General features: G+C 58.5%; 25 protein-coding genes and 2 tRNA genes. 23 read left to right on the forward strand and 4 right to left on the reverse strand.

The window, feature by feature from the left end:
* The gene (gene greA, locus BLU07_RS17295; RefSeq protein ID WP_092389386.1) at positions 1–474 is read left to right on the forward strand and encodes a transcription elongation factor GreA; all 474 of its coding nucleotides are present in this window, start codon (positions 1–3) and stop codon (positions 472–474) included.
* On the forward strand, positions 471–887 hold the full coding sequence (locus BLU07_RS17300) for a DUF4149 domain-containing protein (RefSeq protein WP_331457070.1): 417 nt from the start codon (positions 471–473) through the stop codon (positions 885–887). The genes greA and BLU07_RS17300 overlap by 4 nt, the downstream gene beginning before the upstream one ends.
* Here BLU07_RS17300 and yhbY read toward each other — a convergent pair whose 3' ends face one another.
* A complete protein-coding gene (gene yhbY / locus BLU07_RS17305; RefSeq protein WP_092389388.1) occupies positions 888–1,202 on the reverse strand; it encodes a ribosome assembly RNA-binding protein YhbY in 315 nt (104 codons plus the stop codon). It lies immediately after the preceding gene.
* A gap of 379 nt (positions 1,203–1,581) precedes the next feature.
* Here yhbY and ftsH point away from each other — a divergent pair, with 379 nt between their 5' ends.
* The 15 genes from ftsH to BLU07_RS17380 all read left to right on the forward strand — a co-directional run bounded on the left by ftsH (position 1,582) and on the right by BLU07_RS17380 (position 16,622).
* Positions 1,582–3,522: an ATP-dependent zinc metalloprotease FtsH gene (ftsH, locus tag BLU07_RS17310; protein ID WP_092389390.1), complete on the forward strand. Its 1,941-nt coding sequence runs from the start codon at positions 1,582–1,584 to the stop codon at positions 3,520–3,522.
* A gap of 6 nt (positions 3,523–3,528) precedes the next feature.
* A complete protein-coding gene (gene folP, locus BLU07_RS17315) occupies positions 3,529–4,383 on the forward strand; it encodes a dihydropteroate synthase (RefSeq protein ID WP_092389392.1) in 855 nt (284 codons plus the stop codon).
* Positions 4,384–4,459: 76 nt separating this feature from the next.
* Positions 4,460–5,803 (forward strand): phosphoglucosamine mutase, encoded by a 1,344-nt coding sequence (gene glmM / locus BLU07_RS17320; RefSeq protein WP_092389394.1) that lies wholly within the window; start codon positions 4,460–4,462, stop codon positions 5,801–5,803.
* A gap of 72 nt (positions 5,804–5,875) precedes the next feature.
* The gene (tpiA, locus tag BLU07_RS17325) at positions 5,876–6,637 is read left to right on the forward strand and encodes a triose-phosphate isomerase (RefSeq protein WP_092389396.1); all 762 of its coding nucleotides are present in this window, start codon (positions 5,876–5,878) and stop codon (positions 6,635–6,637) included.
* Positions 6,634–7,008: a preprotein translocase subunit SecG gene (secG, locus tag BLU07_RS17330; RefSeq protein ID WP_092389397.1), complete on the forward strand. Its 375-nt coding sequence runs from the start codon at positions 6,634–6,636 to the stop codon at positions 7,006–7,008. Before tpiA ends, secG begins: the two co-directional genes overlap by 4 nt.
* Positions 7,009–7,026: 18 nt before the next feature.
* A tRNA-Leu gene (locus BLU07_RS17335) sits at positions 7,027–7,111 on the forward strand.
* Between the two features lie 100 nt (positions 7,112–7,211).
* A tRNA-Met gene (locus tag BLU07_RS17340) sits at positions 7,212–7,288 on the forward strand.
* A 176-nt stretch (positions 7,289–7,464) separates the two neighbouring features.
* On the forward strand, positions 7,465–7,920 hold the full coding sequence (gene rimP, locus BLU07_RS17345; RefSeq protein ID WP_157719245.1) for a ribosome maturation factor RimP: 456 nt from the start codon (positions 7,465–7,467) through the stop codon (positions 7,918–7,920).
* Positions 7,921–7,964: 44 nt separating this feature from the next.
* Positions 7,965–9,446: a transcription termination factor NusA gene (gene nusA, locus BLU07_RS17350; protein WP_092389400.1), complete on the forward strand. Its 1,482-nt coding sequence runs from the start codon at positions 7,965–7,967 to the stop codon at positions 9,444–9,446.
* 60 nt (positions 9,447–9,506) lie between these two features.
* Positions 9,507–12,020 (forward strand): translation initiation factor IF-2, encoded by a 2,514-nt coding sequence (gene infB / locus BLU07_RS17355; RefSeq protein WP_092389402.1) that lies wholly within the window; start codon positions 9,507–9,509, stop codon positions 12,018–12,020.
* A gap of 98 nt (positions 12,021–12,118) precedes the next feature.
* Entirely contained in the window at positions 12,119–12,514 is a 396-nt protein-coding gene (gene rbfA, locus BLU07_RS17360) for a 30S ribosome-binding factor RbfA (protein ID WP_092389404.1), read from the forward strand.
* A 2-nt stretch (positions 12,515–12,516) separates the two neighbouring features.
* Positions 12,517–13,434 (forward strand): tRNA pseudouridine(55) synthase TruB, encoded by a 918-nt coding sequence (gene truB / locus BLU07_RS17365; protein ID WP_092389406.1) that lies wholly within the window; start codon positions 12,517–12,519, stop codon positions 13,432–13,434.
* Between the two features lie 145 nt (positions 13,435–13,579).
* Positions 13,580–13,849 carry a 30S ribosomal protein S15 gene (gene rpsO / locus BLU07_RS17370; RefSeq protein ID WP_092389408.1) on the forward strand — a complete coding sequence of 90 codons (270 nt, stop codon included), beginning with the start codon at positions 13,580–13,582 and terminating at the stop codon, positions 13,847–13,849.
* A 94-nt stretch (positions 13,850–13,943) separates the two neighbouring features.
* The gene (gene pnp / locus BLU07_RS17375; RefSeq protein ID WP_092389410.1) at positions 13,944–16,052 is read left to right on the forward strand and encodes a polyribonucleotide nucleotidyltransferase; all 2,109 of its coding nucleotides are present in this window, start codon (positions 13,944–13,946) and stop codon (positions 16,050–16,052) included.
* Positions 16,053–16,196: 144 nt separating this feature from the next.
* The gene (locus tag BLU07_RS17380; RefSeq protein WP_092389989.1) at positions 16,197–16,622 is read left to right on the forward strand and encodes a CopD family protein; all 426 of its coding nucleotides are present in this window, start codon (positions 16,197–16,199) and stop codon (positions 16,620–16,622) included.
* A gap of 11 nt (positions 16,623–16,633) precedes the next feature.
* Here the strand turns inward: BLU07_RS17380 and BLU07_RS17385 are convergent, their stop codons facing one another.
* Positions 16,634–17,113: a DUF2231 domain-containing protein gene (locus BLU07_RS17385; RefSeq protein ID WP_092389412.1), complete on the reverse strand. Its 480-nt coding sequence runs from the start codon at positions 17,111–17,113 to the stop codon at positions 16,634–16,636.
* A 123-nt stretch (positions 17,114–17,236) separates the two neighbouring features.
* On the opposite strand from BLU07_RS17385, the gene coxB reads away from it, so the two are divergent.
* The 6 genes from coxB to BLU07_RS17415 all read left to right on the forward strand — a co-directional run bounded on the left by coxB (position 17,237) and on the right by BLU07_RS17415 (position 22,406).
* Positions 17,237–17,872, forward strand: a complete 636-nt coding sequence (gene coxB, locus BLU07_RS17390) for a cytochrome c oxidase subunit II (protein ID WP_197675035.1) — start codon at positions 17,237–17,239, stop codon at positions 17,870–17,872.
* Positions 17,865–20,369 (forward strand): cytochrome c oxidase subunit I, encoded by a 2,505-nt coding sequence (ctaD, locus tag BLU07_RS17395; protein WP_092389414.1) that lies wholly within the window; start codon positions 17,865–17,867, stop codon positions 20,367–20,369. Before coxB ends, ctaD begins: the two co-directional genes overlap by 8 nt.
* On the forward strand, positions 20,369–20,728 hold the full coding sequence (locus BLU07_RS17400; RefSeq protein WP_092389416.1) for a hypothetical protein: 360 nt from the start codon (positions 20,369–20,371) through the stop codon (positions 20,726–20,728). Before ctaD ends, BLU07_RS17400 begins: the two co-directional genes overlap by 1 nt.
* Entirely contained in the window at positions 20,728–21,525 is a 798-nt protein-coding gene (locus tag BLU07_RS17405; protein ID WP_092389418.1) for a cytochrome c oxidase assembly protein, read from the forward strand. The genes BLU07_RS17400 and BLU07_RS17405 overlap by 1 nt, the downstream gene beginning before the upstream one ends.
* A gap of 123 nt (positions 21,526–21,648) precedes the next feature.
* On the forward strand, positions 21,649–21,981 hold the full coding sequence (locus tag BLU07_RS17410) for a hypothetical protein (RefSeq protein WP_157719246.1): 333 nt from the start codon (positions 21,649–21,651) through the stop codon (positions 21,979–21,981).
* Positions 21,978–22,406, forward strand: coding sequence for a group II truncated hemoglobin (locus tag BLU07_RS17415; protein WP_092389422.1), 429 nt, complete (start codon positions 21,978–21,980; stop codon positions 22,404–22,406). The genes BLU07_RS17410 and BLU07_RS17415 overlap by 4 nt, the downstream gene beginning before the upstream one ends.
* Before the next feature lie 9 nt (positions 22,407–22,415).
* On the opposite strand, the gene BLU07_RS17420 is transcribed toward BLU07_RS17415, so the two are convergent.
* Together BLU07_RS17420 and BLU07_RS17425 are read right to left on the reverse strand one after the other, a co-directional pair.
* Entirely contained in the window at positions 22,416–24,413 is a 1,998-nt protein-coding gene (locus BLU07_RS17420; RefSeq protein ID WP_157719247.1) for a trypsin-like serine protease, read from the reverse strand.
* Between the two features lie 100 nt (positions 24,414–24,513).
* Positions 24,514–24,729, reverse strand: coding sequence for a dodecin (locus BLU07_RS17425; RefSeq protein WP_092389426.1), 216 nt, complete (start codon positions 24,727–24,729; stop codon positions 24,514–24,516).
* Positions 24,730–24,769 lie beyond the last annotated feature (40 nt).

A 24,769-nucleotide genomic window follows, 5' to 3' on the forward strand; every position in this document is an offset into this window, starting at 1 on the left:
ATGAAATATCCAATGACCAAAGAGGGTGCAGAAGCCCTCGAAGTGGAACTCAAGCACCTCAAGAGTGTGATGCGTCCGCAAATCAGCAAGGCAATTGCCGAGGCGCGTGAGCTGGGTGACCTCAAGGAAAATGCGGAATACCATGCCGCGCGGGAACAGCAGGGTATGGTCGAGGCGCGCATCCGTGATATCGAAGGTCGTCTGGGTAATGCCCAGATCATCGATATCACCACCATTGCGCATACCGGCAAGGTGATATTCGGTACCACGGTCACCATTGCCAATGTGGACACCGACGAAGAGGTGGTTTACCAGATCGTGGGTGAAGATGAGGCGGAGATCAAGAAGCGCAAGATTTCGGTTACCTCACCCATTGCCCGTGCCCTGATCGGCAAGGAAGAGGGTGACGTGGTGACAGTGCAGACCCCGGGTGGTCTGGTGGAGTACGAAATCGTCGAGGTCAGCCACCTGTGAGTACGCCTGCGGCCATGCCGGGTTTGCGCGGCGGCCGCATTGCCTGGCAATTGAGTCAGACCCTGTGGGTAGGGGGTGCCTGGGTATTGCACTTTGTGCTCATGCCGGCCTTGCAGCAATACGGTCTGGCGCCTCGATTGCAGCAGGATCTGGCGGAATACCTGTATCCACTGATGACCGGATTTGCAGCCGTGTGCATCGCGCTGCAGTTGGCTCTGGTTGCCTGGTTGTTGCGCCGGCGCTTCTGGTCTGACCTGCGCGCGCAATTGTTGTTGCTGGCGGCCGTCGCCTGCGCCGCATTTTTCGTTCTGCGCGGACTGGGCGAGGTAGACTACTTGAGTGGCCTGGCGTATCTGGTCATGGCCTTTGCCGGGCTGGTGCTGCTGTTGCAGCGCCGCCCGGACGAAGAGTGATCAGAGCTCTTTGTAACGCAACAGGTTGGACAGGTTGCGGTTCGGCTCGGGGTTGCGTTTGAGCAGTACCGCCATTTTCCCGATCACCTGAACCAGTTCAGCGCCGGTCTGTTTGCACAGCTCGGCGATCAACGCCTGTTTGGCTTCACGGTCGCTGACGTTGATGCGAATCTTGATCAGTTCATGGTCGTTGAGTGCACGTTGCAGTTCGGCGATAACGCCTTCACTGGCGCCCTGTTCACTGACCAGTACCACCGGTTTGAGATGATGGGCGATGCGTTTGAGATCTTTTTTCTGTGCCGAGCTGAGCGCCATAAGAATCCGTACAATGTGATGAAAGGGCTGAAAAGTCGGCCCGGTAAAAGTAGTTCCCAGTATAACCGGCGGATGCCTGCGATGCATAAGGGATTCCCGGTACTGTCGAAAACTGACGGAAAGCGTGCGGCTGGACCTTGATGTTTCCATCATCACCCCAAGTATAGAGGGGTATGACGGTGGCAGGGTGGCGCTGTGTACCTTGAAATCCGGCAAGCCGACGAACCTTTGAGGGGATGGGCTGTTTCGCGACATAGCGGGTTACAGCCACAAGCTGCCGAGCGGTTGAAACTGGTGTAAGGTATTAGGGTCATAGAACTGAATTCAGACAGGCAGCGACGGAGTTCCGGCGCACCACGAGGGTAGTAATTTGAACGACATGGCGAAAAACCTGATTCTGTGGTTGATCATTGCCGCGGTGCTGGTCACGGTAATGAACAACTTCAGCAGCAGCCCCGAGCCGCGCACAGTGAACTATACCGAGTTTCTTGAATTGGTCAGGGATCGCCAGGTCGAGCGTGTAACCGTGGATGGGCATACCATTGTTGGCCAGCGTCGGGATGGCGGTGAATTCCGCACCATTCGTCCGGCGATTCAGGATGCCGGCCTGATCGGCGATTTGCTGGACAACGACGTTGTGGTTGAGGGCAAACAGCCTGAACAACAGAGCATCTGGACGCAGCTGCTGATTGCCAGCTTCCCGATTCTGATCATTATTGCGATTTTCCTGTTCTTCATGCGCCAGATGCAGGGCGGCGGCGGTGGTCGTGGTGGCCCGATGAGCTTCGGCAAAAGCAAAGCCAAAATGCTGGCAGAGGATCAGGTGAAAACGCGGCTGGCCGACGTTGCCGGCTGTGATGAAGCCAAGGAAGAAGTGGGTGAGCTGGTCGACTTCCTGCGCGATCCAGGCAAGTTTCAGCGCCTGGGTGGTCATATTCCCCGTGGCGTATTGATGGTGGGTCAGCCGGGTACCGGTAAAACCTTGCTCGCCAAGGCGATTGCCGGCGAAGCGCGGGTCCCCTTCTTCACTATTTCCGGCTCGGATTTCGTGGAAATGTTCGTGGGTGTCGGTGCCAGCCGCGTGCGCGACATGTTCGAGCAGGCCAAGAAGCATGCCCCCTGCATTATTTTCATCGACGAAATCGATGCTGTTGGTCGTCACCGGGGTGCCGGTATGGGCGGCGGGCATGACGAGCGTGAACAGACGCTGAACCAGTTGCTGGTTGAAATGGACGGTTTTGAGGCCAACGACGGCATTATCGTGGTCGCTGCGACCAACCGCCCGGATGTGCTGGATCCAGCATTGCTGCGTCCAGGTCGCTTTGACCGCCAGGTGGTTGTCGGGCTGCCGGATATTCGTGGTCGTGAGCAGATTCTGAAGGTTCACATGCGCAAGGTGCCGATGGGTGATGACGTCAAGCCTGCGGTGATTGCTCGCGGCACGCCCGGGTTCTCCGGTGCCGATCTGGCCAACCTGGTCAATGAAGCCTCTCTGTTTGCCGCTCGTGCCAACAAGCGGTTGGTCGATATGAAGGAATTCGAGCTGGCCAAGGACAAGATCATGATGGGCGCCGAGCGCAAATCCATGGTCATGTCGGAGAAGGAAAAGCTGAATACCGCCTATCACGAGTCAGGCCATGCGATTGTCGGCCGCCTGGTGCCTGATCACGATCCGGTCTACAAGGTATCGATCATTCCCCGTGGCCGGGCCCTGGGTGTGACCATGTTCCTGCCTGAAGAAGATCGTTACAGCCTGTCCAAGCGGGCGTTGGAAAGCCAGATCTGCTCACTGTTCGGTGGTCGTATTGCCGAAGAAATGACCCTGGGCTTTGATGGTGTGACTACCGGCGCTTCCAACGATATCCAGCGCGCTACCCAGTTGGCCAAGAACATGGTGACCAAGTGGGGTCTGTCGGAAAAAATGGGGCCGCTGCAATATGCCGAAGAAGAGGGTGAAGTCTTCCTCGGCCGCAGCTCCGGTAGCAGTCAGAGCAGTTTCTCCGGTGAAACCGCCAAGATGATTGACCAGGAAGTTCGTCGCATCATTGATGAATGTTACGGTACGGCCAAGCGTTTGCTGGATGAAAACCGTGACAAGCTGGAGTTGATGGCTCAGGCATTGATGAAGTACGAAACCATTGATACCGAACAGATTGACGAGATCATGTCGGGCAAGGCCCCCAAACCGCCGAAAGACTGGTCAGACGACAAGCCTTCCGGTCCGTCGGCTGCCGCTGGTGATGCGGGCGAGGATGATGCCGAAGAAGACCGCAGCCGAGATCGCAATGATCCTATCGGCGGCCCGGCCGGGGAACACTGACGCTCCATGGCTGATGCAGTACGTGCTCGCTGGCTGCCGTGTGGCAGTCAGCGGCTAGATCTTTCTACCACCCAGGTCATGGGTGTTCTCAATGTCACGCCAGACTCGTTTTCCGATGGCGGCCACTTCAGCAAGCTTGATGCGGCTTTGTATCGCTGTGAGCAGATGCTGGATGAAGGTGCCACCTTGATTGATGTGGGTGGCGAGTCTACGCGTCCCGGGGCAGAGCCGGTCAGCGCTACGGAAGAGCTGGATCGGGTGGTGCCGGTGGTTGCGGCCCTGCGCGAACGCTTTGATGTGGTGGTATCCATGGATACCAGTACGCCCGAGGTTATGCGTGCCGGCGCTGCCGCAGGCGCCGGAGTCATCAACGATGTGCGCGCTTTGCGTCGTTCTGGCGCTCTGGCTGCCGCTGCCGAGACGGGTCTGGCGGTCTGTCTGATGCATATGCAGGGTGAGCCGGGATCCATGCAGGCAGCTCCGCACTATGAAGATCTGCTGGCTGAGGTCAGTGCTTTTCTTGGTGAGCGGGTGGCAGCTGCCCGCGCAGCCGGCGTGTCGGAAGAGGCGTTGGTGATCGATCCCGGTTTCGGTTTTGGCAAAACCCTTGAGCACAACTTGCAGCTTTTTGCCCGGATGTCCGAGGTGGCACCCTTGCAGCGCCCGCTGCTGGTCGGGGTATCCCGCAAAAGCATGATCGGCAATGCCTTGCAGCGCCCGCTCGAACAGCGTCTGGCTGGCGGGTTGGCGCTGGCCAGCCTGGCGGTCACTCTCGGCGCGCGGATTATCCGCACCCATGATGTGGCAGCCACTCTGGATGCGGTGCGCATGACCGAAGCGGTACTGGCCTCGCGCGGCTGAGTTGCTGCCAGTTTTGCGCCGATCTGCGACAATAACGGCAAACGGCAGCCACGCCGAATCGCTACAGGAACACAGCATGCAGAAAAAATACTTTGGCACCGACGGTATTCGCGGTCAGGTCGGCCAACACCCGATAACACCCGAATTCATGCTCAAGCTGGGCTGGGCAGTAGGTACTGCCTTCGGTGGTGAAGTCGACTGCAAGGTCGTGATTGGCAAGGATACGCGCATTTCCGGCTACATGTTTGAGTCTGCGCTGGAGGCGGGGTTGTCGGCGGCAGGCGCCGAGGTGAAGTTGCTTGGCCCGATGCCTACTCCGGCGATTGCTTATCTGACGCGTACTTTTCAGGCTGACGTCGGTATCGTTATCAGCGCCTCGCACAATCCCTTTTATGACAACGGCATCAAGTTCTTCTCCGCGTCGGGCAGCAAGTTGCCCGACGAGATGGAGCTGGAAATCGAGCGCCTGGTTGACGGGCCCATGTCCGTGGTCGATTCCTCCCTGCTGGGCAAGGTGGCACGGATAGATGATGCCTCCGGGCGCTATATCGAGTTTTGCAAAAGCAGCGTGCCGGTGGGTACCAGTTTTCGCGGTATGAAAATAGTGCTCGACTGTGCCCATGGTGCGACCTACAAGGTGGCGCCCAGTGTGTTTGCCGAGCTGGGTGCCGATGTCAGTGTGATCGGGGCAACGCCGGATGGGCTGAACATCAATGCCGAGGTTGGCTCGACGCATACACAGGCATTGCGCACCGCAGTCCTCAAGCAGGGTGCCGATCTCGGGATCGCCTTTGATGGTGACGGTGACCGGGTGATGATGGTGGACAGTCAGGGCAACGAGATTGATGGCGATCAGCTGCTCTACATCATGGCCATGGATCTGCACGAGCGTGACCTGTTGCGTGGCGGTGTAGTTGGCACGCAAATGAGCAATCTGGGTCTGGAATTGGCGCTGGGCAAACAGGGTATCGAGCTGGTGCGCGCCAGGGTGGGCGACCGCTACGTCATGAGCGAGTTGCGTACACGGAACTGGATATTGGGTGGTGAGTCCTCTGGGCATCTGGTGTGCCTGAACAAGACGTCGACCGGTGATGGGATTATCGCCGCCTTGCAGGTGCTCAAGGCGCTGGAGCGTAGTGGCAAGAGCCTGCCCGAGGCGCTGTCGGGCATGCAGAAGTGCCCGCAGACGCTGATCAATGTCCGCTACCAGGCCGGCACCCAGGCACCGCTGGATGATCCCGGTTTGCAAGATGCGGTGGCCGCTGCAGAGCAACGCCTGGCTGATCGCGGTCGTGTGTTGTTGCGGTTGTCGGGGACCGAGCCGCTGATCCGCGTCATGGTCGAAGGACAGGATGCGATCGAGGTCAGGCATGAGGCTGCCGCGCTGGCTGAGCGAGTGCGCCTGTTGTTTGCTGAATAAACCCGGGCGAGCGGTTGTGTCGCTGCAGCAACTTGGTTAAGATTGGCGCCCGCTTGAGCAGAGAGGTTGGGCATGCGCCGTCCGCTGGTAGCAGGTAACTGGAAAATGCACGGTACCCGGCAGTCTGTCGATCGTCTGCTGGACGAGCTCTGTCGGGAGGATTGGCCTGAACAGGTTGACCTGATGATTGCGCCGCCAGCGCTGTATATCGAGCGCTGTCTCTCGGCTCTGGCATCGACACCGTTGCGCCTGGCGGGTCAGACCAGTGCCTGGCAAGCCGAGCCGGGCGCTCTGACCGGCGAGATATCGCCGGCCCAGCTGCGTGATGCAGGTTGTGAATATGTATTGGTAGGCCACTCCGAGCGGCGCAGTCTGTTTGCCGAAACAGATGAGTCGATCTGCCGCAAGTTTGCGGCGGCGCTGGCATGTGGCTTGCGCCCCGTGCTGTGTGTGGGTGAGACGCGCGAGCAGCGTGATGCCGGGGCAACGGCCGAGGTGGTTGGGTCTCAGCTACAAGCCGTGCTGGATGTGTTTGGCGTCGGTGGGTTGGCTCAGGGTGTGATAGCCTACGAACCGGTTTGGGCTATTGGCACCGGCTTGACGGCCAGTCCTGACCAGGCGCAGGACGTACATGCCATGGTTCGCGCTCGTCTGGCCTTGCTGGATGATGAGCAGGCGCAGGCAGTACAGATAGTTTATGGCGGCAGTGTCAAGGCGGATAACGCCGAAGAGCTGTTTGCCATGCCGGATATCGATGGCGGGCTGGTTGGTGGGGCCTCGCTCAATGCAGAAGAATTTGGTGCGATTGCGCGCGCCGCGGGAAAAGCATCATGATTGAAACCGTTATTGTTATTGTCCACCTGGTCGTCGCCATTGCGTTGGTTGGCCTGGTGTTAATGCAGCAGGGAAAGGGAGCCGAAACCGGTGCATCCTTTGGTTCTGGCGCTTCAGGTACGGTTTTTGGCAGCCAGGGCGCGGCAACCTTTCTAAGTCGCTTGACTGCTGTGCTGGCTGCTGTATTCTTCGCAACCTCGCTGGGTCTGGCTTATTATGCCAGTACGCAGGCAAGTCAGATTCGTGACGGTGGTTTGCCGGATCCGGTGCTGCTGACCGAGCCTCAGCCTGCGATCAGTGATGATGTGCCTGTTCTGGAAGAGCAGGATACGGAAGCTCCGGCTACCGGTGATGTACCCTCGGTTGACTGAAGGGTCGACACAGTTTTTGCGGAAGTGGTGGAATTGGTAGACACGCTATCTTGAGGGGGTAGTGCCTTCGGGTGTATGGGTTCGAGTCCCATCTTCCGCACCAATCTCTCAGAGCCTCTTATGGGGCTCTTGTCTTGCAGGGGGCGTTTGCGCCGGTTGTCATGTTTGGCTTCCGGGCGTATAATTCATGCCCTCGGATTCGACGCGGGGTGGAGCAGTCTGGTAGCTCGTCGGGCTCATAACCCGAAGGTCGTAGGTTCAAATCCTGCCCCCGCAACCAGTTTAAGGCCCCTGTTCAGGGGCTTTTTATTAGGGGTTTTGTCTGTCCCGGCGGCGTTTCCGATCGGGGTTTTGGCGTACCCCGGAAGTCTGGACCCTATGCTTGGCATCAGGGTGGCCAGAGTCGTGATGGGCCAAGGGCCCATTTTTTGTTGGTGGAGAAAGAGGCAAGTCAATTTGGCTGGCAAGCAGACCGAACTGGAAGCATTGTTGGTACCCGGCATAGAATCGCTGGGCTATCAGTGCTGGGGTATTGAATATCTGTCGCAAGGGCGGCATACCCTGCTGCGGGTGTATATCGATCATGCCGATGGTATCGATGTCGAAGCCTGTGCAGCCGTCAGCCGACATCTGAGCGGTCTGCTCGATGTGGAAGACCCGATCAGCAATGACTATACCCTGGAGGTTTCTTCCCCAGGCATGGACCGGCCCCTGTTTACCCTTGAACAATATCAGGCGCACATTGGCGAACAGGTCAAGGTCAAACTGCGCAGTCCCTATGAAGGGCGCAGGAATTTTCAAGGCATCATTCGCGGCACTGAAGCCGATGAGGTGGTGCTGCAGGTGGATGATCACGAATATCTGTTGCCGATTGATACGATCGACAAGGGCAATATCATACCCCGTTTTTGAGGTGGGCTAACCGCCCCTCTGGATGGCTTTAGGCGAGGCATACGATGAGCAAAGAAGTGCTGCTGGTTGTGGAATCCGTTTCCAACGAAAAAGGCGTGCCACCCGGCGTAATTTTTGAGGCCCTGGAACTGGCATTGGCCACGGCAACGAAAAAGCGCTACGAGGACGAAGTCGATGTGCGCGTCGAGATCAACCGTCAGACCGGTCTGTACGACAGCTACCGTCGCTGGACAGTGGTCGCCGATGAAGATTTTGAAGAGCCGGAAATGCAACTGACACTGGATCAGGCGCAAGAGCGTGATCCGTCGTTGGAGATTGGCGCGGTTATCGAAGAAAAAATCGACTCGATCGAGTTCGGCCGTATTGCCGCACAAATCGCCAAGCAGGTCATCGTGCAGAAAGTGCGCGAAGCCGAGCGGGCCCAGGTCGTCGATGCCTACCGCGAACGGGTTGGCGAAATCCTCAGCGGCACAGTGAAGAAAGTCACCCGTGACAGCATTATTGTTGATCTGGGCAACAATGCCGAAGCGGTATTGCCGCGCGAGGAAATGATTCCGCGCGAGACTTTCCGCAGCGGCGTGCGTATCCGTGCCCTGCTCAAGGATATTCGTACCGAGAACCGTGGTCCGCAACTGGTGCTGTCACGCGCTTGCCCGGAAATGATCATGGAGCTGTTCCGCATCGAAGTGCCGGAAATCTCCGAAGGCCTGATCGAACTCATGGGGGCTGCCCGTGACCCGGGGTCGCGGGCCAAGATTGCCGTGCGCTCGAAAGACAAGCGCATTGATCCCCAGGGTGCCTGCATCGGTATGCGCGGTTCGCGCGTGCAGGCGGTAACTGGTGAGCTGGGCGGCGAGCGTGTGGATATCGTGCTCTGGGACGATAACCTGGCTCAGTTTGTCATCAACGCCATGGCGCCGGCTGAAGTCGCTGCCATTATTGTCGACGAAGATACCCACGCAATCGACATTGCGGTCGGGGAAGACAATCTGGCGCAAGCCATTGGCCGTAGCGGTCAGAATGTTCGTCTGGCCAGCCAGTTGACTGGCTGGACGCTGAACGTGATGACCGAGGATGACATTCGCGCCAAGCAGGAAGCCGAGACAGGCGATATTCTGCAGCTGTTCATGGACGAGCTGGATGTGGAAGACGACCTGGCCAGTGTGCTGGTTGAAGAAGGCTTTACCAGTCTGGAAGAAGTGGCTTACGTGCCAATGGAAGAGATGCTCGAAATCGACGGTTTTGACGAAGATATCGTCACTGAGCTGCGTGCCCGGGCCAAGGATCGTCTGTTGACCAAGGCGATCGCCAACGAGGAGAAGCTTGAAGAGGCCCAACCGGCCGATGACCTGCTGGGGATGGACGGTATGGAACGCGCCCTGGCATTCCAACTGGCGGCCAATGGCATTGTGACCATGGAAGACCTGGCCGAACAGTCGGTGGATGACTTGCTGGATATTGACGGTATGAACGAAGAGCGGGCCGGCGCCTTGATCATGGCCGCTCGTGCCCCCTGGTTTGCATAACCGGTCGGTGCTGGAGACAAGCCTGCGGTGACGCATGGATCCGACTGAGGAGAGACGTGAATGGCTGAAGTAACGGTCAAAGAATTAGCCGCTGAAGTAGGTACGCCGGTTGAGCGCCTGCTGCAGCAGATGAAAGAAGCCGGGCTGGAACACAGCAAGGCCGAGCAGAATGTGAGCGACAGCGAAAAACAGATGCTGTTGACCCACCTGAAAACAGCTCATGGTGGCGAAGCCAGTGGCGAGCCGCGCAAGATTACGCTGAAGCGCAAGACCGTAAGCAAGCTGCGGGTTGCCGGCAGCAAGACGGTCAACGTTGAAGTGCGCAAGAAGAAGACGTATGTCAAGCGTGATCCGGCCGAGCTGGAAGCCGAGCGCGAGCGTGAGATAGCCGAGCAGCGTGATGCTGAAGAAGCGCGCATCAAGGCTGCTGAAGAGGCGAAGACGCGTGCCGAGGAAGAAGCGGCACGCAAGGCTGAGGCGGAGTCCAAGTCTGCAGCCTCTACGGCCAAGCCAGAGGCGGCAACCGAGCCGACTCCGGCACCGGCGCCCGAACCGGCACCGGTAGCGCCCATTGCTCCCGAGCCAATCGTCGAGAAGAAAAAAGAAGAGCCACGGCGCAAACATGCCGCCCCTTCACGTGCTGATGACGACGAAGAACGTCGTCGCAAGCGCGCTGGTGGCCATGCTGGCAGCAAGGCTCGCAATACCGGCCGCATAATGGATGAAGATGGCGGCGGTGGCCGGCGTCGTGGTGGTGGCAGCAAGCTGAAGGCGAACAAGAAGCGCAATCAGCATGGCTTCGAGAAGCCGACAGGTCCCGTGGTTCGCGAAGTGGTCATCGGTGAAACCATCACGGTCGCCGAGCTGGCACAGAAGATGTCGGTCAAAGCAGCCGAAGTGATCAAATACATGTTCAAGAACGGCACCATGGTGACTATCAACCAGGTGTTGGACCAGGATACTGCGGCCATTGTTGCCGAAGATATGGGTCACAAGGTCAAGCAGGTGCGTGAGGACGAGATCGAAGATCAACTGGTCGAGACCCATGCCCACGAAGGCGAGCTGGTGTCACGTGCGCCGGTGGTTACCGTCATGGGTCATGTTGACCATGGCAAGACCTCGCTGCTCGATTATATTCGTCGCGCCAAGGTGGCTTCCGGTGAGGCAGGTGGTATTACCCAGCATATCGGTGCCTATCATGTGGAAACCGAGCGCGGCATGGTCACCTTCCTGGATACCCCCGGTCACGCGGCCTTTACTGCCATGCGTGCTCGCGGTGCCAAAGCCACGGATATCGTGATTCTGGTAGTAGCCGCCGATGACGGCGTGATGCCGCAGACCGAAGAAGCCGTGGCGCACGCCAAGGCAGCCGGTGTGCCGCTGGTCGTTGCAGTCAACAAGGTCGACAAGGAAGATGCTGATCCGGACCGTATCAAGAACGGTCTGGCTGCGCTGGATGTGATCCCGGAAGAGTGGGGCGGCGACACCATTTTCGTCCATGTATCGGCCAAGGTCGGTACCGGGATTGACGATCTGCTGGAAGCTGTCCTGCTGCAGGCTGAAGTACTTGAGCTCCAGGCGCAGCCATCGGCACCGGGTCGTGGTGTGGTGATCGAATCCCGTCTAGACAAGGGGCGTGGTCCGGTGGCTTCCGTACTGGTTCAGACCGGTACCCTGCGCCAGGGTGATATTGTCCTCGCGGGTGTCAATTATGGCCGCGTGCGCGCCATGCTGGATGAAAACGGTCAGCCGGTGAAAGAAGCGGGTCCGTCGATTCCGGTCGAAATTCTTGGCCTGGATGGCACGCCGGATGCCGGTGACGAGCTGAACGTCGTCGCTGATGAACGCAAGGCGCGTGAAATTGCCCTGTTCCGCCAAGGCAAGTTCCGTGAGATCAAGCTGGCTCGGCAGCAGAGCGCCAAACTGGAAAACATGTTCGAGAACATGGGCCAGGGCGAGAAGAAAACGCTCAATGTGGTGCTCAAGGCTGACGTGCGCGGTTCACTGGAAGCGCTGCAAAGCTCACTCGGCGAACTGGGTAACGATGAAGTTCAGGTCAAGATCGTTTCCGGTGGTGTCGGTGGTATCACTGAAACCGACGCCAACCTGGCACTGGCCTCGAACGCCGTTGTCTTTGGTTTCAATGTGCGGGCTGATGCCTCGGCGCGCAAGATCATTGAGAGCGAAGGTCTGGACCTGCGTTACTACAGCGTCATCTATGAAATCATTGATGATGTGAAGAAGGCTTTGACCGGGATGTTGGGCAGCGATGTTCGCGAACAGATTCTCGGCGTAGCCGAAGTGCGTGATGTGTTCCGTTCACCCAAGTTCGGTGCCGTGGCTGGTTGTATGGTCATCGAAGGCACTGTTTACCGTAACCGCCCGATTCGCGTACTGCGCGAAGACGTGGTCATCTATGAAGGCGAGCTGGAATCCCTGCGTCGCTTCAAGGATGACGTCGCCGAGGTGCGTAATGGTATGGAGTGCGGCATCGGGGTGAAAAACTACAATGACGTTCGCGCCGGTGATCGCATCGAGGTGTTCGAGCGCGTTCAGGTAGCGCGGACCCTCTAAACCCAGCTGAAAGCTGGAAGCTGAACACCGGGTGTTGCCTCAGGGCGGCATCCGGTTGCCAGCTTCCGGCTTTGTGCTTTCTTGTGAGGAGCACGAAAGTGGCCAAAGAATATAGTCGTACCCAGCGCGTTGGTGATCAGATCCAGCGCGAGCTGGCGTTGCTGATTTCGCGTGAGGTCAAGGACCCACGGCTGGGTATGGTGACCGTGACTGCGGTGGATGTCAGCCGTGATCTGGCACACGCAAAGGTGTTCATTACCCTGATGGGCAAGGACAGCGATGAGGATATCGCGCAGAATCTGGAGATCCTCAAGGATGCTGCCGGTTATCTGCGTATGTTGCTCGGCCGCAGCATGAAGCTGCGTAGCGTGCCGCAACTGCACTTCCATTATGATGAAAGTGTTCGTCGTGGGGTACGCTTGTCGTCATTGATCGAGCAGGCGGTGGCAGAAGATCGCCGGCACCATAAAGATAGTGGCGACAAGGAGTCGTGACCGTGGGAGTACGTCGCAAGCGCCGGGATGTCGATGGCGTACTGATTTTTGACAAGCCACTGGGCATGACCTCGAACGCCGCGCTGCAGAAGGTACGCTGGCTGTTCAATGCCAACAAGGGTGGGCATACCGGGAGTCTTGATCCTTTGGCCACTGGCGTACTGCCGCTGTGCCTGGGTGAAGCGACCAAGTTCTCCCAGTATTTGCTGGATGCCGACAAGGCCTATATCACCGAAGGTCGTCTGGGCATGACCACCACCACCGGCGATGCCGAAGGTGAGGTGCTGGAGATCAGGCCGGTGGCTGTCGATCTGGCGGCGGTCGAGGCGGTCTTGCCGCGTTTTCGTGGCGCCATCGAGCAGGTGCCGCCGATGTATTCGGCACTGAAAAAGGATGGCCAGCCGTTATACAAACTGGCGCGGGCCGGCGAAACCGTGGAGCGTGCTGCGCGATCTGTTACTATTGATCGATTAACCCTGCTGGGGCTGGATGGTGATCGTCTGCGCTTGCAGGTGCACTGCAGTAAAGGCACCTATATCCGCTCCCTGGTGGAAGATATCGGTCAGGCTCTGGGCTGCGGTGCCCATGTTTCGTCCTTGCGGCGGATTCAGGCTGGCCCTTTTGTCGAGGCTCAGTGCGTGACGCTGGAACAACTGGAAGCCATGCATGCCGACGGCGGCGCCGAGGCGCTGGATAGCCTGTTGCTGCCAATGGATAGCGGCCTGGAAGACTGGCCAGAAGTACAATTGACCGAGGATACCGCGCATTACCTGAACCATGGACAGGCAGTGCGCGTACCCGGTTCACCGGCCTTTGGTCTGGTCCGTCTGCGTGATCCGGCCGGGCGCTTTATCGGTATTGGTGAAATGACCGATGATGCACGCGTGGCACCGAAGCGTTTGATGCGCTTCAATGGCTGATAATTAAATCGCCTGTGGCTTCGGCTGCAGGAACCGAGTTGACCCGTCAGGGTCACAACGAGGGTGGCTGTCAACAGGCACGGTCATTCCTCGCTATATCACACGGGACAAGATCCCGGCCTGTTACCTCAGAGGAAATTTCAACATGGCACTGAGCGTTGAAGAAAAGGCTGCAATCGTTTCTGACTACCAGCGTGGCGAAGGTGATACTGGTTCTCCGGAAGTCCAGGTAGCGTTGTTGACGGTAAACATCAACAAGCTGCAGGGTCACTTCAAGGACAACAAGAAGGATCACCATTCGCGTCGCGGTCTGATCCGCATGGTTAACCAGCGCCGCAAGCTGCTGGATTACCTGAAGTCGAAAGACACTACGCGGTACAGCGATCTGATTGGCCGTCTGGGTCTGCGTCGCTAAGCGATAGCACCCTTTTGGACATGACCGGGTCCGATTCCCGGTCATGCCCAGGATTCCGCCCGAAGGCAAGTAGAGAAGAGAGAGAAGCACCGTGATGAAACCGGTAATCAAGCAATTCAAGTTGGGTGACAGCACTGTCACTCTGGAGACTGGCCGTATGGCCCGCCAGGCTTCTGGCGCCGTACTGGTCAGCGTCGATGACGCCGTCAGCGTACTGGTCACCGTGGTCGGCGCCAAGAAAGCCGATACCGGCAGGGACTTTTTCCCGTTGTCGGTTCACTATGTCGAAAAAACCTATGCCGCCGGCCGTATCCCCGGCGGTTTTTTCAAGCGTGAAGGGCGTCCGTCCGAGAAAGAGACCCTGACCTCGCGTTTGATTGATCGCCCGATCCGTCCGCTGTTCCCCGAAGGCTTCATGAATGAAGTGCAGGTTGTCTGCACTGTGGTGTCAACTGACAAGACCACTGACCCGGATATCGCCGCCATGCTGGGCACCTCAGCTGCGCTGGCCATTTCCGGCATTCCTTTCGAGGGCCCGATTGCGGGCTCGCGCGTCGGGTTTGACGAGAACAACGGTTACATCCTCAACCCCAACTATGAGCAGCTGAAGAGCTCGCGACTGGAAATGGTGGTTGCCGGTACCGAAGACGCCGTACTGATGGTTGAGTCGGAAGCGCAAGAGCTGACCGAAGACCAGATGCTGGGCGCCGTACTCTTTGCCCACATGGAATTCCAGCCGGCCATTCAGGCCATCAAGGAATTGGCAGCCGAAGCTGGCAAGCCGACCTGGGACTGGCAGCCGGAGCCGGAAAATACCGCGCTGCTGGACGCCGTCAAGGCCCAATTCGGCTCGTCGATTGCTGCGGCTTACACCATCACTGACAAGATGGAGCGTTACACCCGTCTTGGTGAGTTGCGTAATCAGGCCATTGAAGCGATTGCTGGCGAGGCAGATGATCAGCCCAGCGCTGGTGAGGTCAAGGATGCCTTCGGTGAAATCGAATACCGTACCGTGCGTGAAAGTGTGGTCAACGGCAACCCGCGCATCGACGGTCGCGACACCAAAACCGTTCGCCCGCTGAATATCGAAGTCGGCGTACTGGGTCGCACCCATGGTTCCGCACTGTTTACCCGTGGTGAAACCCAGGCTTTGGTGGTAACCACGCTGGGTACTGCGCGTGATTCACAGCTGCTGGATACGCTGGAAGGTGAGAAGAAAGACCCCTTCATGCTGCATTACAACTTCCCGCCCTATTCGGTCGGTGAGTGCGGTCGTATGGGCGGCACTGGCCGCCGTGAAATCGGCCACGGTCGTCTGGCCCGTCGTGGTATCCAGGCTGTGATGCCGGATATGGAAGAATTCCCCTATACCATTCGTGTCGTTTCTGAAATTACCGAATCCAACGGTTCCAGCTCCATGGCGTCAGTCTGTGGTGCTTCGCTGGCGCTGATGGATGCGGGCGTACCGCTGACCGCACCGGTTGCCGGTATTGCCATGGGTCTGGTCAAGGAAGGCGACAAGTACGCGATCCTGACTGACATTCTGGGTGATGAAGATCACCTCGGCGACATGGACTTCAAGGTAGCCGGTACCGAGAAAGGTGTGACTGCCCTGCAGATGGACATCAAGATCAACGGTATCACCGAAGAGATCATGGAAACGGCGCTGGCCCAGGCACTGGAAGCACGCCTGAACATCCTGCAGCAGATGAACCAGGTGCTGCCAGCATCGCGCAAGGAGCTGTCTGCCAACGCCCCGACCATGATCAGCATGAAGATCGATTCCGACAAGATCCGTGACGTGATCGGCAAGGGTGGCGCGACCATTCGCAGCATCTGCGACGAGACGGGCGCTTCAATCGATATTACCGATGACGGTACGGTGAAGATCTTTGCTGCCAGCAAGGATGCGGCGAATGCCGCCAAGGCGCGGGTTGACGGCATCACTGCCGAGGCTGAAATCGGCAAGATCTACAGTGGCAAGGTCGAGCGCATCGTTGATTTTGGTGCCTTCGTCAACATTCTGCCGGGTAAGGATGGTCTGGTACACATTTCCCAGATTGCCAACACCCGCATCGAGAAAGTCACCGATGTGCTGCAGGAAGGCCAGGAAGTCCGTGTTCTGGTGCTTGATGTGGACAACCGCGGTCGTATCAAGCTGTCGATGAAAGATGTCGACGCTGCCGAGGTGAGCGGGGTCTGAGACCTGCGCTGATTGGCGGTAACAAGAACCCGGCCTATGGCCGGGTTTTTTGTGTCTGCTCAACCGCTTGCGGTGGTGTACTTTGCTTTAAAGCGTCAGCCGCGTTTAAATGAGGTACATTTTCCGAATCAGGGTCGAGTCCTTATGCTCTGGTTGTTAACGTTGCATATTGCCGCCTTGCTGATCTGGGCTGCCGGACTTGTCTATCTGCCTTTGCTGATTGCCGGTACGCGAAGGGACAGTCTGGATCTGGGTGGCGCGCCCACCAACGCCGACTCCATTGCCCGCTGGTTGTTCACCCGCATGGCCAGTCCGGCAGCTGCAGTGGCCATTGTCGCTGGTAGCGCTGTATTCCTGATCAACGGCACCACTGATCTCTGGCTGATGGCCAAGTTGTCCCTGGTTACCCTGCTGGTCGTGGCGCATGCATTGGGTGGCTTCTTGGTGATTCGTCTGGAAGCGGGTAAATCAGTGGTGTCTGCCAGTTACACCTTGCTTGCCAGCGTGCTCTTGCTGTTGGCAGCCATTCTCTGGCTGGTACTGGCCAAACCGGTATGGGGGTGGAGCTGATGGCGCTTGATTCAGGGCCGGGTGTCGCGATTCTGCGCCCCGTCAATATCAACGCCAACGGCATATTCATACACCAGTTGGCCGCCAAGATAACCCGTTACCGCGATCAGCAGCCCACTGAGCAGGCTCAGATAAAGGCCCCAGGGAAAGATGCTGTCGCTCACATGCTGCAATCGCAGCGACCAGTTCAGACTGGCCAGCGACAGCAGCATGATCGCCAGCAAGCCATGACTCCAGCCGCTTACCAGGCGACGAATACGGCGCACAGCGAGCAAATCCAGCATGCCGACCAGCCCGGCCAGGCACCCCCCGATGGCACCCACACCAGCGAGCCACAGACTGGCTCGTGCCCAGAAAACATCGGCAGTCCAGAGAAATGCCAGATCGCTGCCAATCAGCCCGATCAAGGCGGCAACCGGGAAATGCACCAGGGCCGGATGCAAGGGGTGACCACGAATGGCCATGCGGCTGGGGATCTGCGTTGTGGGCATGGGCTGTCTCGTCTGCGCACTGTGATGGTTGGAGTCGGCAAAGACCGGCATCGATTGCCTTCAAGGTTAACAGCCTGCACGGTTTTGGCCAGCTCTGTGCTGCTGGCAGGTTGCAGCGGTCCCTTGTCGACTCTGGATCCGGCGGGCCCGGCAGCGGCTTCGGCAACCCATATATGGTGGGGCATGTTTACCGTGGCCAGTGTCGTGCTCCTGGTGCTCTGCAGTCTCTGGTGGTATGCCATGCGTCGTTCGCCCAGTGAATTGTCGCCGACGCGGCAGGCACAACTGGAGCGCCGTTGGATTGTCGGCGGTGGCCTGATGCTGCCAATGGCCTGTATCGGTGTCTTGCTGCTCTTCGGCATACCGGCCGGGCAGCGCATGTTGCCCTTGCCGGTCGATAGCAGGGAGCCGCTGGTGATCGAGGTCACCGGGCATATGTGGTGGTGGCAGGTTGAATACCCCGAGCAGGGCATCGGGTTGCAGAATGTGTTGCATATTCCGGTCGATCACCCGGTGGATATCCATTTGCGCAGCGCTGATGTGATCCACGCTTTCTGGGTGCCGCGTCTGGCCGGCAAGCTGGATGCCATTCCCGGGCGCACGAATGTGCTGCGTCTGCAGGCCAGCCAGAGCGGTGAGTTTCATGGCCAGTGTGCCGAATTCTGCGGGGCTGGCCACAGCCATATGCATTTCCGGGTAATCGCCCATGAGGCAAACAGCTTCGGGGACTGGATCAAGGAGCAAGGTAGCGATGAGTGAACCCGGCAACACCCGTGCGCATACCATGGCAAAGGTCTGGGCCAATCTGCCGGGCTGGGGGCAACTGGCGGCGGTCAATCACACCAGTATTGGCCTGCGCTTTATTGCTACCGGCATGTTGTTCTTTCTGGTCGGTGGTGTCTTGGCCATGTTGGTGCGCTCGCAACTGGCTTTGCCGCAACAGGAACTGATCAGTCCGGAAGCCTACAGCCAGCTGTTTACCATGCATGGCACGGTGATGATGTTCCTGTTTGCCATTCCGGTGCTGGAAGGCCTGGCGATCTACCTGATCCCCAAGTTTATCGGTGCCCGTGATCTGGTGTTCCCGCGGATCAGCTCGCTGGGCTATTACTGCTATCTGTTCGGTGGGCTGATTATTCTGTCCAGCCTGTTTTTCGGTGTGGCACCGGATTCCGGCTGGTTCATGTATACCCCGCTGAGCAGTGCCGAGTTTTCCCCGGGGCCGGGGTCGGATTTCTGGTTGCTGGGGATTACCTTTGTCGAAATATCTGCCATGGCAGCGGGCATCGAGTTGACCGTCTCCATTCTGCGTACCCGCGCGCCGGGTATGACGCTGAGCAAGATGCCTATCTTCTGCTGGTACATTCTGGCCATGGCGCTGATGATCGTGTTCGGCTTTCCGCCACTGATTCTGGGCAGCATTCTGCTCGAGCTGGAACGTGCAGGGGGCATGCCGTTTTTCAGTGTCGCCGGGGGCGGCGACCCCTTGCTCTGGCAGCACCTGTTCTGGTTGTTTGGTCATCCCGAGGTATACATCATCTTTCTGCCGGCGGCGGGCATCGTCTCGACGCTGATTCCGGTGTTTGCCCAGCGCCCGCTGGTGGGGTACCGCTGGGTGGTGCTGGCGATCCTGCTGACGGGGTTCATCAGTTTCGGACTCTGGGTGCACCATATGTTCACCGTGGGGATTCCCCAACTGGCGCAGCTGTTCTTCTCCCTGGCCAGTATGCTGGTCGCCATCCCGACGGCGATTCAGGTGTTTGCCTGGCTGGCTACGCTGTGGAGCGGAAAGGTGCGGTTTGAGTTGCCGATGCTGTGGATATTCGGCTTTCTGGTGATTTTCGTGTGTGGCGGTCTGACCGGCGTCATGCTGGCGCTGGTACCGTTCAACTGGCAGGTGCACGATACCCATTTTGTGGTTGCCCACCTGCACTATGTGCTGGTCGGCGGCATGTTGTTTCCGCTGCTGGCGGGTCTGTATTACTGGTTGCCACAATTGACCGGTCGCATGCCGAGCAAGCGCCTGGGCACCTGGGGCTTCTGGCTGATCTTTGGCGGGTTCAATGCCACCTTCCTGTTGATGCACCTGACGGGCTTGTTGGGTATGCCGCGACGGGTGTACACCTACGAAGCCGGGCTGGGTTGGGACTGGCTCAACCTGTTGTCCTCGATGGGTGGCTTTGTCATGGCCGCGGGCCTGGCGATGGTGCTGCTGGATCTGTTGCTGCACAGTCGCTTCGGTCGTCCGGCGGGGCGCAACCCCTGGCAGGCGGATACCCTGGAGTGGGCAACGGATATGCCGCCGACGACGTACAACTTTGCCAGTATTCCCGAGATCAGCGACCGGCACCCGCTGTGGCGTGATCCAGCCTTGCCGACGCGTATCGCCGATGGTGACTATGGCTTGCCCGATGCCTGGCATGGCCGGCGTGAAATGGTCGGCACCGATGCCATCAGTGCACGGCTCAAGGAGGTGGTGCACTTGCCGACCAACTCCTGGTGGCCCTTGCTGGCCTCGCTGGGGCTGGCTCTGGTCTGTATCAGCTTGCTGCTGCGGATCTATCCCCTGGCGCTGGTGGGTTGTGTTCTGGCAGCAATTTTCCTGTTGCGCTGGAGTTGGGAGAATGGCGTCCAGCGCCATGCTGCGCCGCTGGGTGTGGATGAGCCGGAGCACCCGCCCTTGCATTCGCGTACCCAGGATGGTCCCGGCCGCTGGGGCATGCTGGTTACCCTGATGGCCGATGCGGCCCTGTATCTGTCACTGCTGTTTGGCTGGTTCTATCTGTGGACGGTAGCGCCCAATTGGCGATTGCCGGATCAGCCGGTCTTTGAACTGCTTGGCCTGGTACTCTGCGGGGCTCTGCTGACGGCCGCCTGCTGGCGTTACCAGCATCTGGTTCGGCAGTTGCAACAGGGCAAGGGTGAGGGCCTGAACTGGGCTGTCATGCAAGTCGCGCTGCTGGGTCTGGCGCATACGCTGGTGCTGATCAAGCTGCTGCTTGATGCTGATCTGCAGCCACAAAGCCTGACCCATGACGCGATCATCCTGGTCATGCTCTGCTATCTGTTGTTCCACAGCGGCCTGGCCAGCGTGCTGACCCTGTTGCAAGCCTGGCGGGTGCGCCTGGGTTATGTCAGTGCGCAATTGCCCTACGAAACCCTGGTACTGCGGCCTTTCTGGCAGTACAGCCTGACGGTGTACTGGGTCAGTGTAGTGGCCTTTGTGCTATTGCCAACCTGGTGGGGTGCGGCCTGATGCGTGCTGCTCTGCTGGCGCTCTGGCGTCCTGATCATCCGGCGCATGCACTGGTCGGCTTGTTGCTCTGGTGTCTGTGGTTTGTGCTGCTGTATGCCGGCCTGTCACTGGGTTGTGCCGGGTTGCCGGAAGCCGGAACATGGGCATCGCCCTGGAATGCGATCAATCTCGGGCTGGGACTCATGACCTTGCTGTTTCTGGCACTCTATGCCCTGCTGGTCTGGCGTAGCTGGCGTGCTCTGCAGGGCAAACCGCAAGCGCAGTTCATCGTCTGGTTAGGCTTGCTGGTCAACCTGTTGTCAGCCGCAGCCACTCTGTTTGTGGTCTTGCCCATAGTTTATCTGCCGCCATGTATCTGATGCCTGTCTTGTTCGCTGCGCTTTTACTGTCGATCAGTCCGCACGCGACGGCGCACAGCCTGTTTGACAGCCAGGGTCCGGAACAATGGTCAGCCGGGCTTACGGCACTGTTGCTCGGCGTATTCTGGGTCCTGTACTGGCAGGGCAGTCGACGACGGTCACCCGGGCGCTGGTCCAGCCTCGTCTTCTATCTGACCTTGTTGCTGGCGATTCTGAGCCTGCTGGGCCCACTGGATGACTGGGCCAAGACCAGCACTGCGGCGCACATGACCCAGCATATGTTGCTGATGGTGGTGATCGCGCCGCTGTGGGTGTTATGCCGGCCTTTGCCACAACTGGCCGCCGGCTGGGGGCGGCATTTGCGTGGCCTCTGGCAGCCAGCCCTGCGGATGGCCAGGCATCCGCTGTATATGGCTTATCTGCACGGATTCTTTATCTGGTTCTGGCATGTGCCGCGCTTCTACATGCTGGCGGTCGAGGATCCCTGGTGGCACCTGATCGAGCACCTGTGTTTTCTGCTCTCGGCCGGGTTGTTCTGGTGGGCAATCCTGCGTGCCAGTGCGCGCAACCTGCCGTTGGCCCTGCTGGCGTTGTTGTTTACCCTGATGCATACCGGTTTTCTCGGCGCCCTGCTGACCTTTGCCAGCAGCCCGCTGTACGGCGAGGCGCGTAGCCTGCAGGACCAGCAACTGGCTGGCCTGATCATGTGGGTAGCGGCGGCGATTCCCTATCTGATGGCTGCGGCCTGGCTGGCGCGGCGCTGGTACCGGCAACTGCTGGCGCAAGGGCGACTCTAGCGTCCCTTAACAAAGTTCGTCGCATTTCAGAGCCTGAATCAGATGTTCAGGGACACCAGGCTGGGCCTGACCGGGTTTGGCTGGCAGAATAGCCCTCAGTTTCGCGCCCGGGGAGGCCGCTGTATGCAAATGATCCTGCTGTTGGTTGCACTGATTCTGTTTCTGGTGGTGCCGGTGATGATCGCCGCGCGCCTGGTCAAGGCGGAGAAAACCGGTTTTATGCCGGCGCTGGTGGCGGTCGTCTTGTTGACCGGGCTGTTTGCCGGGCTGGAAATGCTTGCGCTCAGTGAGTGGGTAACCATGCTGTTATCGGCACTGATTGGCGCCGGGGTTTTTGCCTTTGCTCTGGGTACCAGTATTTTGCGTGGCTTTTTGATCAGCGTCATTGTGGTGTTGTTGCAGGCAGCGCTGCTCTATCTGTTGCTGGGTGTCTGGCTGGGTGATGGTGCACTATGACCGACAAACCCGGATATGGCGAGGCGGATGCCTCCTATCAGGCAGCCGGCGGCATTGAGGGTATTCGGCGGCTGGTGGATGACTTCTATCAGGTGATGGATACCTGGCCGGATGCAGAACGTATTCGCCGCATGCACCCGGCCGACCTGAGCCCGGCGCGCGACAAACTGAGCTGTTTTCTGTCCGGTTGGCTGGGTGGCCCAAGGTTGTTTCAGGAGACGTACGGCAGTATCAGTATTCCCGCCTTTCATGCCCGCTGGCCAATCGATACGGCAGATGCCGAAGCCTGGCTGGGGTGCATGCAGCAGGCGATTGCGCGACAGCCATGGTCTCCGGCATTCAAGGACTACCTGTTGCGACAGCTGGCTGTCCCCGCTCAGCGGGTAGTGCAGGCCGCCCAGGCACGTCAGGCGGCGCAGCAGTAAACGGGTTTCTTATGGCGTAGTCCAGGTGTAGTACGCAACGCCTTCATATATATAGGAGGCAAAACGTTCAATCACACTGTCCCGTTCAGCAGCACTCATGGTGTAAAAATGAGAGCGGGTTGCGGTGTTGTAGAAGCGATACAGCGGCTGGCTGCCAGAGCCGAAACCGGTTTGCGCATGCCAGGCGACACCTTCATAAATATAGCTGGGGAAGCGCTCGATGACAGAGTCACGCTCGGCCTGGCTGATGGTATAGAAATGACTGCCGGTTGCTTCGTTGAAGAAGCGATATACCGGACTTAGTCCGCTGCGACTGGCCGGATAAGCGTAGAAAGCCACCCCCTCATAGATAAAGCTGCTAAAGCGTTCAATAACATTGTCGCGCTCTTCCGCACTGGCGGTGAAGAAATGTGCCCGCGAATTATTGTTGTAGAAGCGGTATACCGGGGTTCGCAGGTCTTCAGCTGGCGGCAAGGCGGGGTCAGTCGGTTCCGGTTCGCTGGGTTCACTGGGTTCCTGCGGCGGTGGTGGCGGTGGCGGCGGAGTGCTGGCATTCAACCATTGCTGCATACCATCCTGATAGGCCAGGTCAAAACGTCCATAAAAATCCGAACCATCGGGTGCATCGCAGGAAGAATTGCCCCCGGTTAACTGACCAATCAGAAAACGTTGCCCGTTAGTGGGCCAGAACAGCCCGGAACCACTGCTGCCGGGTTCAACAACCCCGCTAGACCAGGTGACGCCCAGGTGGGTAGTGTTGGATTGAGGGCCTGACGTGCACTGAGTCAATCCGCACGTAAAGTACTGAGAAAAATTGGCTATGGAAACCTTCTGCAGGTCGCCCCTCGGGTGATGCAGGCTACCCAGCTCCTGCCCACTGCCGGGCAACGCATTGGTCCAACCCAGGAAGTTGACCCCTGCTGGCGGGGTGTTGTTCAGCCGCAACAGGGTTGTATCCGTGCTGCTGGCGGTATAGAGCAAGGTACTCCCACCGGTCAATGTCCGCGAGAGGTTGCTCAGGTTGTCGGAATTGCAGGTGGTACTGCGATAGAACCAGAAGGTTTGCAGGGTAGAGGCTACATTCTGGGTGGACAGGCAGTGGTTGGCGGTCAGGAAGTAGGGGGTTGAGCTGTTGCTGGTGTCATTCAGCAGGGAACCCGAGCATAGGAAGGAGCTGCCGGTTGACGGGTTGGAAAAGAGCATGCGGGCTACGCCGTTGCTGACCGTTTCCCATTCTGGCCGACAGATCGAATCGAAGTTACAGCTACCGCTGTCGCCGATGGCTTTCAGCCAGGGGTTGGTTGCCATCGGACTGACGTCCAGATGCGACATGTGCGGAACCGAGAGCTGGAGGTCGTCTGGATCAACGCCGGCGGGCAGAATGATTTCCAGCAGAGTACTGTCGCCAGTCTGATAGGGAGCTGCAAATCGTCTGGCCTGATCGGATTCGGGGGTCTCCGCATGGTTCAGGAAGATGCGGTCAAGCATACTCATGGCGCTGATGGTGGCTGCTTCGTCAGGATTGCCACCACTGAAGTGAAACTGAATGCGTGGATCAAGATGCTCGATATGCAAAATCAGTCGATTGCCGACAGCACCCGGAGACGTGAACTCGATTGCACTGGCCAGGCTACCATCATCCAAAGCTTCCCACTCCAGCCTGGCCGCCAGATCGCCGATAGTCTCGGTTTGCTGCACACTGCGGCCGGTGCCGACTTGTAGCGGGGCAGCCAGTGGATCAGCGGCAGTTGGAGCAGGCTGCTGCTTGTTCTGCACGAAGGGGGGCAATACGACCTTAGCGGGGACCGCTTTGCGTTTGCTGATGACGCGCTGGACATCATCCTCGACCCCGTCAGCGGTGGAAGCCTCATTGAACGACGTGTGCAGCGGAGCTACCCACTCGATGGGAGCGGCATTGAGGGTTGCCGGCACTGCAAGGCTACACAGCAGCGCGAGCGTGATGAAGGCGTAACGCAGGTAATTGTTAGACTGTTGACGCATTGTCATGACACTCTCGCTACTGAAGGCAGTAATGAACGTATTCTAATAGCTGTGCCGTCATTGGCACAGCTATTTACTGAAGCCAGCAAGACGATGAGGCGCGGGCTTAGCTGCCTTCGATGCGAAAGCCAAGTTTCACCACGACCTGATAGTGGCCTACCTTGCCGTCGACCACATGGCCACGCGTCTCGACAACTTCAAACCATTCCACATTGCGCACATTCTTGCTGCATTCGGCGATGGCATTGTTGATTGCGTCTTCAATGCTGTTTTTTGATGAGCCGACAATCTCAACCCTTTTGTAAACATGGTGATCACTCATGTGTTTACTCCGGTTATGAATGTGATTTCAGTATGGCACA

It is taken from the genome of Halopseudomonas salegens (assembly GCF_900105655.1).
In the GTDB taxonomy this organism is placed as follows: Bacteria; Pseudomonadota; Gammaproteobacteria; order Pseudomonadales; family Pseudomonadaceae; genus Halopseudomonas; species Halopseudomonas salegens.